Here is a 13392-nt window from a genome sequence, read left to right on the forward strand (position 1 = left end):
CGGCCAGCCTAGGGGCGGACGCCACCCCTTGCCTCAGACGCCGGGGTGGTGTCGCTCATCCCGCGGGATGGGGCGGTGGCCAGCACCGAGGAGCGGGCGGCGATCAGGACCATGGTGAAGAACACGCCCACCGCGCACATGGCGAGCGGGACGCCGAGGGTGTCGGTCCCGGTGAAGCCGATGATCGCGCCGAAGAGCAGGCAGGCAGCGGCGAAGGCCAGGGCGGCGTAACCCTCGACCACGACGCCGAGCGCGCGGGCCTCGCGGACCGCCAGGACGATCAGCACGACGGCGAGCACCAGCATCGGGAAGCGCGCGATCTGGGCGGCGAAGGAGCCGTGGGCGTCGGCGTGGACGATGTTCCACACGGGCCAGCTGACGACGCGGGTGTAGGAGCCGGGGCCGGCGGCCCACAGGCTGGTGAGGTGCATGACGAGGAGGGTGCCGACGGCGCCCCAGGCGAACAGGCCGGCGCGCGAGGAGAACCACTGCGCCGGCGTCCGCTCGACGAGGATCGCGGCGGTCGTCATGGCGGCGAGGGCGACCAGCGCCGCGCCGAGGTCGAGGGCCCCAACCCACGTCGGGTAGACCTCGCCCAGCACGATGCCGCGGCCGACGAAGCCGGCGATGAACGCGCCGACGACCGTCACCCAGGGCAGCACCTTGGCCAACGGGTGGATGTTGCGCATCCGGAGTGCCACGATGCCGGCGATGAGCGCGAGCGGCCCGGAGAGGATCGCCGAGGCGCGGTGGGTCATCTCGATCCAGGGGTTGCGGTACAGGATCTCGTTGACCACGCCGCCCGGGAGGATCGCGTCGACGTCACAGCCCGGCCAGTTGCCACACTCGAAGCCGGACTCGGTAGCCGCGACGAGCGACCCCCCGATGACGGCGAACAGCGTGAACAGGCCAGCGGCACGGAACAGAAGGGTGACCCAGCGGGGGACCATCATGGCAAAGCACTCCGACTCGTTGTAGTAGGCAGGCCCTACCCTAACTCAGTGCGGGTGCTGGTGCCTTCCGTGTTCGTGCCCGTGCTCGATGTCCAGGTGCGGGTCGTCGATGAAGGCGCTCTCGGCTGCGTGCAGCGAGCCCAGCCCGTAGGCGGTCTCGAGATTGTGGCGCGTAAGTACCTCGGCTGGCGGCCCGTACGCAACCACGTGCCCGCTCATCAGGATCACCCAGTCGGCCGCGCGTGCCTCGTCGAGGTCGTGCGTGGTCAGCACCACCGCGTGGCCGCGGTCGCGCTCGGTGTGGATGATCTCGTCGATGGTGCGCGCCGACAGGATGTCGAGGCCGGTCAGCGGCTCGTCCAGCAGCAGCGCCTCGTGCGGCTGGGCCATGCCCTGGGCGACGAAGACCCGCTGCCGCTGGCCGCCGGACAGCTCGTCCAGGTGTCGGTCGGCGAGGTCGGTGACCTTGAGGCGCTCCATGGCGCGGGCCACGCGGGAGCGGTCCTCGGTGCTGGGGCGTCCGAACCAGCCGAGCTTGGGGTACAGGCCCATGCCGACGGCCTCGCGGGCCGTGATCGGCGTCCCCTCCGGGAACGCCAGCGACTGCATCACGTACGACACCTGGCTGCCGCGGCCGCCGGGCTTGCGCCCGAACACGCTCATCGTGCCGGCCAGCGGCTCGATGACGCCCGCGATCGCGTTCAGGATCGTCGACTTGCCCGACCCGTTGGGGCCGATGATCGCCGTCACCTTCTGGTGCGGGACCGTGAAGCTCGAGTGCTTGACCGCGATGTTGCGCTCGTACCCCAGCACGAGGTCGGACGCCTCGACCATGATCCCGTTGGTGGTCACCTCGTCGGGGTTCATGCGGCCACCTCCTTCGGGGCGGGCTGCTCGCGCCGGCGGAACAGCGGCTTGACCGCCAGCACGAGGAAGAACAGGGCGATGGCGACGAGCGCGATGGTGGCCGCGCCGGCGGTGCCCCAGTGGTAGCTGAGGACCAGCCCGAGCCAGACGGTGAACGACGCGAGAACGACCGAGGTGACGAACATCTGCGGGATGGTGCGCGTGACCAGCGCGGCCGTGGCCGGCGGGCCGACGAGCAGGGCGAACACCAGCAGCGTGCCCACGGCCTGGAAGCTCGCGATCACGGCCGTGGCGATCAGCATCAGGAGGGCCGCGTGGGTGAAGCGCGGGCTCATTCCGAGCGTCTTGGCCTTGGTGGGGGAGAAGCTCAGGGCGAGGAGCGGGCGGTAGAGCAGCAGCGAGCCGAGGAGCACTGGCGTGCCGAGCACGGCCATCGCGGTGAGCGTCTCGGCGTTCACGCCGAAGATATCGCCGAACAGGATGTTGGTCAGCGACCCCGTGTACGAACTCGACTTGCTGATGATCGCGACACCCAGCGCCATCATGCCGACGAACAGCAGGCCGATGGCGGTGTCCTCCTTCAGCGCCGTCTGGCGGTGGATCAGCTCGATGCCGCCGACCATCACGATCGCGGCGACGGCCGCGCCGAGGTAGGGGTTGAAGCCGAAGATCGTCGCCGCCGCGATGCCGGGCAGGACGCCGTGCACGAAGGCGTCGCCGAAGAAGCTCATGCCGCGCAGGACGAGCCAGACGCCGACGACCGAGCTCATCACCCCGGCGGCGAGACCGCCGATGAGCGCGCGTTGTTGGAAGCCCAGGAGAAAGGGCTCGAGGAACCAATCCACGAGGTCACAACCTACTTCAGGGCGTCGGCGATGAGCCGGGCGTTGGCGAGCATCATGTCGGCGTAGGTCTCGGCGCCGGATCCCTGGGGGCCGACCGAGCCCTCGTACAGCTGGACGACCGCTAGGTCGGTGCCCGCCTCGGCGGCCACGGCCTCGACCAGGCGCGGGTTCACGGTGTTGTTGGAGAAGATCGCCGAGACCTTGTCCTCCTGGACGACCTTCACCAGGTCGGCGAGTTCGGCCGAGCTGGGCTCGGCGTCCGTGCTGCCGCCGGGGATCACGACGCCGGCGATCTCGAAGTCGTACGCGTGGGCGAAGTAGTTGTACGCCTCGTGGTCGGTGACCAGCACGCGCTTCTCGGCCGGGATGGACGCCAGGATCTCCCGGACCTGCGCGTCGGTGGCCTGCAGCTTCTGCTCGACCTGGGTGCCGCAGGTGGTGTAGGCGTCGTCGCCGGTGACCTTGGCGAGTTCGGCGCCGATCAGGCCCGCGGCCTTGGCCATGCGCGCGACGTCCATGTGGACGTGCGGGTCGTACTCGCCGTGGGCGTGCTCGTCGGTGTGCCCGTCGGCGGGTTCGGCGGCGTGGCCGTGCCCGGCGTGCTGCGCGGCCTGCTCCTCCTCGATGGACGCGTAGGTGAGCGGGTCGAGCAGGGGAGCCACCTCGAAGATCGTCGCGCCGTCAGCCTTGGCGCCGTCGAGGGCGGCTTGCAGGCCAGATTCCAGGTTGAGGCCGTTGGCGACCACCAGCTTGGTCTTGGTCAGGTCGGCCACCTCACGTGACGACACCGAGAAGTCGTGCGGGTCGTCGCCGGGGCCCATCAGCGTGCTTGACGTGGTGCCGGCGCACTGGGTGATGTCGCTGAGGATCGACCCGAGTTGCGTCGTGGTGGCGATCGCCACGGGGGTTTGGCTGGTCTGTTCGCTCGCCGACTCGGACGCCGCGGGCGTGGGTGAGCACGCGGCCAGTGTCAGCAGGAGCGGGACGGCGAGGATGGTTGAACGCACCCGTACAGACTAGAGGCTATTGATAACCATTCTCAACTCGTGTTGCTTTGTTGCCGCATGCGAAAGGCCCGCGAGCGAACTCGCGGGCCTTTGCGGTGATCGTGAGATCAGTTCGTTTCCTCGGTGACGTCGCTGGCCGGAGCCTCGGCAGCGGGTGTCTCCTTGACCTCAGCGGCCGGGGCCTCGACCTTGTCGGCGGCCGGCTCTACAGCCGGAGCCTGCTCCGTGGCGGCGGGGGCCTCCTGGGCCGACGCAGCTTCCGGGCTCTGCGTGCCGCACTTGCACTGCTCGTGCGTCGGCGGGGCGTCGGCTGAGAACAGAAGGTTTCCAGCTGCGTCGTAGCCCATGATCGTGCTCGGGTTGCCTCGCGAGGACTTGAACCAACCGAGATCAACTTCTGCACACTGCTTGCTGGCGATCGTCAGTTCGACGGAGCGGGGAAGGGTGGTGCCGCACAGAGCCATGAGCGTGACGCCGTTGTTCAACTTCAGCGTTTGAACAACGAAATCAATCGTGATGCTGTTGGGGCAGTTGTTGCAGACCAGTAGAACGAGGTGGTAGTCGCGGTTGTTCTTGCCCGGGGCCTTGCAGGCCTTCGGGTTTTCTGAACGTATAGGACACGCACGGCAGCGGCGACGCTGGGTGCGACGGCAACGACGGCGGCGGCTGGGACGCTCCAAGCGGCGCCCTTGGCGAGTGTGCGGCGAGAGATGCCGGACTGGGTCTGTTCGGTCATGGCGGTGGGTCCCCTTAGTGCATGCGAAAGTTCTTCGAGATCAACATGTCAGCGTTTTGCCCGGCTCGCGCAAGGCGATTGCCCGCGTGAAACCCGCTTGCCAGCGCGGCAACGGTAACGATTGGGCAACAACCGCCCTGCGCTCGGCCACCACCCACCGGGTGGCCGAGCGGCTCGCGTCAGGCCGACAGGGTGGCGTCCGGGAAGGTTGCCTCCTCGGACGCCACCTTCCCGGCTGCTGCGATCTCGGCGTCGATCTCCTCGATCTCGGCCTCGATGGCGGCTGTGCGCTCGAGGTCGCCGGACGACACGGACGCCTTCTCCGGTGCAGCGCTCTCGGCCTTCCTGTCCTGCTCGTCATCGACCTGCTCGGAGGCCTGGGCTGCGACCGAGTCGGCGGCCGCATCGGCCTTGCTCTGGAGCTGCTCCAGCTCGGCCTTGAGCTCCGCACGCCGGGATTCGAGCCCATCGGTGTCGGCGCCGCGGCGGCTCCGCGGAGCGCTCTGGCCCTCACAATCGGCGAAGCCGATCTTGCGCTGGAACGTCAGGGTCTCGGGGTTCTCGCCGGGCAGGGCCACGTCGATCGAACGCTGGGCCCAGAGGCAGACGTTGTCGCAGATCCCCCACGCCAGGGTGACGTCTGCTTGCGCCCGGAAGTGCCCAAGGTACAGCCGACCATCAGGGCTGACGTTCGCCGGGTTGATCGGGCAGCTGTAGGTCCACGTGTAGGGGGTGTAGGTGGCGCCATCGGGCTTGGTGGCCGGCGTGCCGCGGACGGCGCTGCCCCAGCAAGAAGAGTGTCCGTTCAGGTTGGTCCAGGATGCGTTGTTGTTCCCGCGAATCCACAGGGTGATCTTGGCATTGGTGATGGTCGAGCCGGGCGTGACGTCATACAGATAGAGACCGTAGGGCGCCCCGTCCGGGCCGACCCCACTGATGTCGGAGTCGTACGTCAGGCGATGGGAACACCAACCTGTGTCCGAGTAACTGACGCGGACCCAGCCGTTGATGCCCGGGTCAATCCTCAAGGAGGCGGCGTAGGCGGGGGCGGCTGCAACGACGGCGGCTGCGGGGACAGTCCACGCGGCTCCCTTGGCCAGGGTGCGCCGGGACACGCCAATCTTGGCGGGGTCAGACATGATGCGAGTCTCCTCGGGGTTCAAGAATTCACAACTGGTGTGAACGTCTCGGGTCCCCCGACCCTCGACGTTGTGTCGAACCTATCATCACCCGGCGGCAGGGTTGCAACCCCGTCTCGCCGGAGGCCGGCGAAGGTTGTCGGTTCGTTATCCGTCCTTGCCCGTGAGCTGTGTCAGAGCGCTCGCCAAGGCCCCCCGGGCGGCGTCGGGCAAGGACGACAGCATCTCTTCGGCGGCGCGCGTGCGGGCGTCCAGGACCTCGTCGAGTAGCGCGCGGCCGGCGTCGGTCAGCGACAACAGCCGCGCACGCCGGTCGCCCGGGTCGGGGGAGCGCTCGATCCAGCCGCCGCCGACCAGGAACTCCACGACGTCGGTTGCCGAGCGCGGCGCCACGTGCAGGCGCTCGGCGAGATCGGCCATGCGCACAGGCTCGAGACGCGCGATCACGCGCAGTGCGCGTGCCTGATGGGGGTTGACCGGCAACCCGACCAGCTCCACGGCGTTCGCGCGGCGCAACCGCCGCGCCGCGCGCAGGATCAGGTCGGCCAGCTCGGTGTCGGGAATATCCACGAGACCCTCCAGTGTTGATGAGGTAACCTCAGCATATCGAAAGGAGGCGCCCATGAGCGAGATGCAGATGCACGACGTGCGCGGACCACAGCGGATCGACCCGCGCGACCGTGCGCAGCTCATCGAATCGCCCGTCTCCGCGGCCAGGGTCGCCGCACTCTTCCGGCCCCACGCGGGGGCCCTGTCCATCGTCATCGCCGCGGTCGTCGCGGCGTCCATCGTCGGCCTCGCGCAGCCGTTCCTGCTGCGCGCCGTGATCGACGACGCACTCCCGAACCGCAACACCGAACTGCTCGCGTGGCTCGTCGGCGGCATGGTCGCCGTCGCGATCCTCACCGCCGTGCTCGGCGTCGTGCAGACCTGGCTGGCCACCACGATGGGCCAGCGGGTCATGAGCGCGCTGCGCACCGACGTGTTCAGCCACATCCAGAAGCAGTCCATCAGCTTCTTCAAGCGCACCCGGGGCGGCGAGATCCAGTCCCGCCTCATCAACGACATCGCCGGCCTGCAGTCGGTGATCACGACGACCGCCACGTCGGTCGCGTCCAACCTCACCACCGCCGTCGGAACGGCGGTCGCCATGGTCGTCCTCGACTGGCGCCTCTCCCTGCTCTCGCTCATCGTGCTCCCGCCGGCGATCGCGCTGACCCGCAAGGTCGCGCTGGTCCGCCGCGAGATCACCACCCAGCGCCAGCGCGCTATGGCCGACCTGCACGCGCAGGTTGACGAGGCCCTCAGCGTCAACGGCGCGATGCTCACCAAGACCCTCGGCGCCACCCAGTCCCGCGTCGACGCCTTCGCTGACACCTCGTCCCAGCTGGTCGACCTCGAGGTCCAGAGCCAGCTCGCCGGGCGCTGGCGCATGGCCACGATGGGCATCATCTTCGCCGCCATCCCGGCGCTCATCTACCTCGCCGCCGGATTCCCGGCCATCACCGGCAACATCACGATCGGCACCGTGGTCGCGTTCACCGCGCTGCAGAGCCAGATCTTCCGCCCGATCATGGGCCTGCTCAACGTCGGCGCCCAGTGGATCAGCTCGATGGCCCTCCTCAGCCGCATCTTCGGCTACCTCGACCTCCCGATCGAGGTCAAGGAGCCCGCCAACCCCACCCCGCTGCCCAAGGACCAGGTCACCGGCCACGTCCGCTTCGAGGGCGTCTCCTACCGCTACCCCGATGGCGAGGTCGACGTGCTCAACGGCATCGACCTCGACCTCACGCCCGGCCGCTCCATCGCGGTCGTCGGCGAGACCGGCTCGGGCAAGTCGACGCTGGCCACGCTGCTGGTCCGCCTCGCCGACCCCACCGCCGGTCGCGTCACCCTCGACGGCGTCGACCTGCGCGACCTGTCCTCGGCCGACCTCGCCGGCGCGATCGGCGTCGTCACCCAGGACACCTACCTCTCGCACACCTCGATCCGCGACAACCTGCTGCAGGCCAAGCCCGACGCCTCGGACGCCGACCTCTGGCTCGCCCTCGACGCGGCCCAGGTGGGGGAGACCGTCCGCCGCCTGCCGGACGGCCTCGACACCATCGTCGGCGCCCGCGGCCACCGTTTCTCCGGCGGCGAGCGCCAGCGCGTGGCGGTCGCCCGCACGCTGCTGGCCGATCCGCGGGTCCTGGTGCTCGACGAGGCCACCAGCGCCCTCGACACCGAGACCGAGCGCGAGTTCCAGGCCGCCCTCGACACCCTCGCCGAAGGGCGCACGACCTTCACCATCGCGCACCGCCTCAGCACGGTGCGGCACGCCGACGAGATCATCGTCCTCGAGCGTGGGCGCATCGTCGAACGCGGCACCCACGAGGAGCTTCTCGCCGCAGAGGGCAGGTACGCGCTCCTCGCGTCGTAGGCTGGACGCCATGCACACGGCCATCGACCTGGGTCTCGCCCGCGGGCACTGGGTCGCGCCGCGCACGATCGCGTGGCCCAGCGACGGGCTCACGCCCGGCACCGACCCGGCCACCCTCGACTGGACGCTGCACTGCTCTCCCGACGGCGGCATCGACCCCGACCGGCGCGAGCCCCTCCCCTGGACCACGGTGCCGCTCCGCGTCCAGCCCGGGTCGCTGCCCACGCCACTGCTCGACGAGCACCCCCACCTCAACGGCTCGATCGCGCTCATGGTGCCCGAGCTCCCCGACCTGGCCGACCTGCTGCGCGGCCAGGTCGTCGTCACCGTCGACCGGCCCGACGGGCAGCTGGTCGACGCCAGCGGCGTCCAGTTCGCCCCGCTGCTCGACCAGCTCTACCACGCCGCGCTCGACGCCACCCTCGGCGTCAGATGGGCGGCCGGACGCCCCACGATCCGGGTCTGGGCGCCCACCGCCCACCACGTCGACCTCCTGCTGTGGGAGGTGGACCGCTCGCTGGAGGACGCCCCCGAGCGCGTCCCCTTGCAGCAGGCCCCCGACGGCACGTGGGCCGCCACCGGGCACGCGGGCTGGCGCGACGCGCGCTACCAGTACGCCGTCACCGTCTTCGCGCCCAGCTTCGGCCGAGTCGTCGAGAATCGCGTGACCGACCCGTACTCGGTCGGCCTCACGCTGAACTCGACCCACTCGCTGGTGCTGGACGTCGACGACCCCGCGCTGAAGCCCGCCCTGTGGTCCGACACCCCGATCCCGCCGCTGCGCCACCCGGTCGACCAGGTGGTCTACGAACTGCACGTCCGCGACTTCTCGCGCGCCGACAAGACCGTCCCCGAGGAGCTGCGCGGCACCTTCGCGGCCTTCGCCGTCGACAGCGATGGCACCCGCCACCTGCGCCGCCTCGCCGCGGCGGGCCTCACCTCGGTGCAACTCCTGCCGATCTTCGACTACTCCTCGGTCGAGGAGGACCCCTGCCGGCGCACCGCGCCCGACGAGGAGCGGCTGAAGGCGGCGGCCCCCGACTCCGACGAGCAGCAGGCCCACGTCATCGCGGCGGGGGAGCGGCCCGCCTTCAACTGGGGCTACGACCCGTGGCACCACCAGGTGCCCGAGGGTTCGCTGTGCAGCGAGGCGGCCATCCACGCCGGCGGCCGGGTGCGCGAGGCGCGGCTCATGGTCGGCGCCCTCCACGCGATGGGGCTGCGGGTCGTGCTCGACCAGGTGTACAACCACACCGACGGGGCCGGGCAGGGCGGCACCTCGGTGCTCGACCGCATCGTGCCGGGCTACTACCACCGCCGCGCCGCCGACGGCACCATCGCCACCTCGACGTGCTGCCCCAACGTCGCCACCGAGCACACGATGGCCGGCAAGCTCATGGTCGACTCCGTCGTGCATTGGGTGCGGCACTACCACGTCGATGGGTTCCGCTTCGACCTGATGGGCCACCATTCGCGCGCCAACATGCTCGCCGTGCGCGCCGCGCTGGACGCCCTCACTCTCGAGCGCGACGGCGTCGACGGCCGCGCGGTCACGCTCTACGGCGAGGGGTGGGACTTCGGCGAGGTCGCCGGCAACGCCCGCTTCGTCCAGGCCACCCAGGGGCAGCTCGCGGGCACCCAGATCGCCACGTTCTCCGACCGCTTGCGCGACGCCGTCCGCGGCGGCGCACCCTTCGACGAGGACCCGCGCAAGCAGGGCTTCGCGACCGGGCTGGCCGGGTCGCCCAACGGCGTGGCCGCCAACGGCCCGCCGGAGGCGCAGCTCGACCGCCTGCTCGCCTACACCGACATCATCCAGCTCGGGCTGGCCGGCAACCTGCGTGACTTCACCTTCCTGTCCGCCCGGACGCGCCGTCCGGTGCGGGGGGACCAGGTGCCCTACAAGGGGGTGCTGGCCGCCGGCTACGCCGAGGCGCCCGACGAGGTGATCACCTACGTCGACGCCCACGACAACGAGACGCTGTTCGACGCCCTGACCCTCAAGCTGCCCGTGGACGCCCCGATGGCCCAGCGGGTGCGCGCCAACACCCTCGCCCTGGCTGTCGCCACGCTCGGCCAGAGCCCGGTGATGTGGCACGCGGGCACCGACTTCCTGCGATCGAAGTCGCTGGACCGCAACTCCTACACCTCGGGGGACTGGTTCAACTACCTCGACTTCACCCTCACCGACAACGGCTTCGGCGCCGGCCTGCCCCCGGCCGCCGACAACGCCGACAAGTGGGTCTACATGCGCCCGCTCCTGGTCGACCCGGCGCTGAAGCCGTCCGCGGCCGACATGCGCCTGTCGCACGAGATGTGCCTCGACCTGCTGCGCCTGCGCGCTTCGAGCCCGCTGTTCCGGCTGGCCGACCCGGCGCAGGTTCACGCCAAGGTGATCTTCCCGGTGTCGGGCACGTGGGCCCAGCAGCCCGGCGTGGTCGTGATGGTGCTCGATGACACCCGCGGCGTCCCGGTCGACGAACGATGGGCCACGCTGGTCGTCGTGTTCAACGCCAACCCGTGGCCGGTGCGCCAGTTGGTGCCGCCCGTGGTCGGTCGTCCGTGCAGGCTGCACCCGGTGTTGGCCGAGGGTGCCGACCCGGTCGTCCGGGCGTCCCGCTGCGACGACGGGCAGTTCTCGGTCCCCGGCCTGACGACGGCGGTGTTCGTCGAGCCGCGCTGATCGGCGACCTTGCGCTTTCGACCGACGCCATGCGAGTCAGGACGCCGCGGCTGTCGGTCGAAATCGGCGGTCGCTGCGCGTCAGCGGACGGTGTGGATACCCCGCGTGCGCAGGCTCAAGCCTGTGGACGCCGCCGCTTGGGTGACCGAACTCCCGCTCGTCCGCCCAACCTCCGGGCATGGACCAACCGCCCACGTTCCCCGAGGCCGGCGAAAGCCGATCCCCTCGGGCCCTCCGCGACGAAGCGCGCCGGGTCGAGCGGGAGAGACGCCAGCTCCTGGCCGAGGAGCTCGCAGCCCCCTACGACGGAGTGGTCACCCTCGCGATCCTGCTGGCGGCCGGTCTCACCCGCGGCCAGATCGAGGCCCAGGTCGCGCGAGGCGCCTGGCATCGGCTCGGCCGACACACCGTCGCGGTGCGCGGTCAGGCACTCGCCGGCCGCGCGCGCTGGTGGCACGCGCTGTGGGAGTCCGGGAGGCACGCCGCCCTCGACGGTGCGACCGCGCTGCTGGCGGCAGGTCTCAAGGGGTGGAGTGAGCGAGACATCGACGTGACGGTGCCCAACAACGCCCGGGTGCGACCGATTCCCGGGGTCCGGCACCACCGCCTCCGGGAGCAGGCGCCGACGGTGGGGGCGCTGCGACGGACGCGCCCCGAAGTGGCTGCGATCCGGGCGGCCCAGTGGGCCGTGTCCGATGCGGAGGCGGCCACCGTCCTCGCCATGGCGGTGCAGCAACGACTCGTGTCCCCGGGGGCCTTGCTCGAACGCTGGCGGCGGGTGGGTTACTCGGGGCGACGCAAGTTCCTGGACGTCGTCATCGAGGACATCTGCAACGGCGCCGAGTCGTTGGGGGAACTGGACTTCGCCCGCATGTGCCGCGCACGTGGTCTGCCCGAGCCCAGTCGCCAGGTGCTCAGGACGGGGCCCCGGGGGCGCGCCTACCTCGACGTGTTCTGGGACGACGAGGGTGTCCACGTGGAGATCCACGGCGCGCACCACTACGCCGGCCTGACGCCGGTCGAGGACGCGCTGCGGGCCAACGACCTCGCCATCAGCGGTGGCGACGAGATCCATCTCCAGGTGCCCGTCCTGGGTCTGCGGCTGTCCGGACGCCGGTCGGTCCTCCTGGATCAGGTCGAGCGGGCCCTCGTTGAAGGGCGCCGCCGGGCCGCCCGGCGCTCCAGCACCCAGTGACCGACGATTTCGACCGACGCCGGTTGTGTGGGGACGCCGCCAGTGTCGGTCGAAAACCGCGGTCAGGGCGCTCGCCACTCGATGGTCTCGATTTTGTATTGAGTACTAGAACGAGGTGGCGTCCGGACGACCGGTCGCCCTACCCTGTGCGGGAATCCCCTCGCCGGAGAGGGGTGCGAGCCCATCAGGAGGGCGCCATGGCTGAGACATTGACGCGCGCGGAGCGCTTGGACCGGCTGCCGTTCACCCGCAAGCACACCAAGCTGCTGGTCGGGTCCGGCGTCGGCTGGGCCCTGGACGCCATGGACGTCGGCCTCATCTCGTTCGTCATGGCCGCGCTCGGCGCCCAGTGGGGCCTCAAGCCCGACATGCTCGGCTACATCGCCATGATCGGCTTTGTCGGCATGGCCGTCGGCGCCTCGCTCGGCGGCTGGCTCGCCGACCGGATCGGTCGCCGCAACGTGTTCGCCCTGACGCTGGTCGTGTACGGCGTCGCGACCGGGGCGTCCGCCCTCGTGCCGGGCCCCGAGGGCGTCGGCATCATGGCGGCGGTCGCGATCCTGGCCACGCTGCGCTTCTTCGTCGGCCTCGGCCTGGGCGCCGAGCTGCCCGTGGCGTCCACGCTGGTCAGCGAGTACGCGCCCAAGGCGATCCGCGGACGCGTCATCGTCGGCCTGGAGGCCTTCTGGGCCGTCGGCTGGATCATGGCGGCGCTGCTGGGCTACTTCCTCATCCCCGTGAGCGAGGACGGCTGGCGTTGGGCCCTCGGCGTGGGCATCGTGCCGACCCTGTACGCGCTGTACGTCCGCTTCGGCCTGCCCGAGTCGGTCCGCTACCTCGAGAAGCAGGGCCGCGTCGAGGAGGCGGAGGCCGCCGTCCGCATCTACGAGGAGGCCGCGAACGTCCCCGCCGTGCCCAGCCCGGACCAGGGGGCGTCCGCCAACACCGCGACCGAGTCCATCTGGTCGCCGCAGTACCGCGTCCGCACCGCAGCCCTGTGGATCGTGTGGTTCTGCATCAACCTGTCCTACTACGGCGCCTTCATCTGGATCCCGAGCATCCTCGTCGGGCGGGGCTTCCCGCTGGTGCGCAGCTTCGGCTTCACGCTGATCATCACGCTGGCCCAGCTGCCCGGCTACGCGGTCGCCGCCTGGCTCATCGAGGTGTGGGGACGCCGCATCACCCTGTCGGTGTTCCTGCTCGGCTCGGCGATCTCCGCGGGCCTGTTCGGCTTCGCGCCCACCGAGACCCTCATCATCGTCTTCGGCTGCATGCTGTCCTTCTTCAACCTCGGCGCCTGGGGTGCGCTGTACGCGGTGGGCCCGGAGCTCTACCCGACCGGCGTCCGGGGCACCGGCACCGGCGCGGCCGCCGGGTTCGGGCGCATCGCGTCCATCATCACGACCTCGCCGTGGTTCGTGCCGGTCCTCCTCGCCGTGGGCGGCGTGGCGCTGCCGTTCAGCGTGTTCGGCGTCGCGTTCCTCATCGCCGCGGGTGCGGCGCTGCTGCTGCCCGAACAGCGGGGAACGGCGCTGGCCGCCTGAC

Annotated in this window: 11 protein-coding genes; 4 read left to right on the forward strand and 7 right to left on the reverse strand. The window is 70.5% G+C overall.

Annotation, left to right across the window (positions count from 1 at the left end; genetic code table 11):
• Positions 1-8: 8 nt before the first annotated feature.
• The 7 genes from H5397_RS01065 to H5397_RS01095 form a co-directional block, all read right to left on the reverse strand.
• On the reverse strand, positions 9-953 hold the full coding sequence (locus H5397_RS01065; protein WP_182814451.1) for a hypothetical protein: 945 nt from the start codon (positions 951-953) through the stop codon (positions 9-11).
• Positions 954-998: 45 nt separating this feature from the next.
• Positions 999-1820 (reverse strand): metal ABC transporter ATP-binding protein, encoded by an 822-nt coding sequence (locus tag H5397_RS01070; protein WP_220491870.1) that lies wholly within the window; start codon positions 1818-1820, stop codon positions 999-1001.
• Positions 1817-2665 (reverse strand): metal ABC transporter permease, encoded by an 849-nt coding sequence (locus H5397_RS01075; RefSeq protein ID WP_182814452.1) that lies wholly within the window; start codon positions 2663-2665, stop codon positions 1817-1819. The genes H5397_RS01070 and H5397_RS01075 overlap by 4 nt, the downstream gene beginning before the upstream one ends.
• An 11-nt stretch (positions 2666-2676) precedes the next feature.
• Positions 2677-3672: a metal ABC transporter substrate-binding protein gene (locus H5397_RS01080; RefSeq protein WP_182814453.1), complete on the reverse strand. Its 996-nt coding sequence runs from the start codon at positions 3670-3672 to the stop codon at positions 2677-2679.
• Between the two features lie 107 nt (positions 3673-3779).
• Positions 3780-4352, reverse strand: coding sequence for a hypothetical protein (locus H5397_RS01085; RefSeq protein WP_182814454.1), 573 nt, complete (start codon positions 4350-4352; stop codon positions 3780-3782).
• A gap of 235 nt (positions 4353-4587) precedes the next feature.
• On the reverse strand, positions 4588-5547 hold the full coding sequence (locus H5397_RS01090) for a hypothetical protein (RefSeq protein ID WP_182814455.1): 960 nt from the start codon (positions 5545-5547) through the stop codon (positions 4588-4590).
• 147 nt (positions 5548-5694) lie between these two features.
• On the reverse strand, positions 5695-6117 hold the full coding sequence (locus H5397_RS01095; protein ID WP_182814456.1) for a MarR family winged helix-turn-helix transcriptional regulator: 423 nt from the start codon (positions 6115-6117) through the stop codon (positions 5695-5697).
• A 52-nt stretch (positions 6118-6169) separates the two neighbouring features.
• Between H5397_RS01095 and H5397_RS01100 the strand changes: the two genes are divergently transcribed.
• From H5397_RS01100 to H5397_RS01115, 4 genes are all read left to right on the forward strand, one after another.
• Complete coding sequence (locus H5397_RS01100; RefSeq protein WP_182814457.1) at positions 6170-7969, forward strand: ABC transporter ATP-binding protein; 1800 nt, start codon at positions 6170-6172, stop codon at positions 7967-7969.
• Between the two features lie 10 nt (positions 7970-7979).
• Positions 7980-10652 (forward strand): pullulanase-type alpha-1,6-glucosidase, encoded by a 2673-nt coding sequence (gene pulA, locus H5397_RS01105; RefSeq protein WP_182814458.1) that lies wholly within the window; start codon positions 7980-7982, stop codon positions 10650-10652.
• 178 nt (positions 10653-10830) lie between these two features.
• Positions 10831-11847: a hypothetical protein gene (locus H5397_RS01110; RefSeq protein ID WP_220491871.1), complete on the forward strand. Its 1017-nt coding sequence runs from the start codon at positions 10831-10833 to the stop codon at positions 11845-11847.
• 197 nt (positions 11848-12044) lie between these two features.
• Positions 12045-13391 carry an MFS transporter gene (locus tag H5397_RS01115; RefSeq protein ID WP_182814459.1) on the forward strand — a complete coding sequence of 449 codons (1347 nt, stop codon included), beginning with the start codon at positions 12045-12047 and terminating at the stop codon, positions 13389-13391.
• The last annotated feature ends 1 nt before the right edge of the window (position 13392 follow it).

Origin of the sequence: Propioniciclava sp. MC1683 (genome assembly GCF_014164675.1) — a bacterium.
GTDB lineage: Bacteria > Actinomycetota > Actinomycetes > Propionibacteriales > Propionibacteriaceae > Propioniciclava.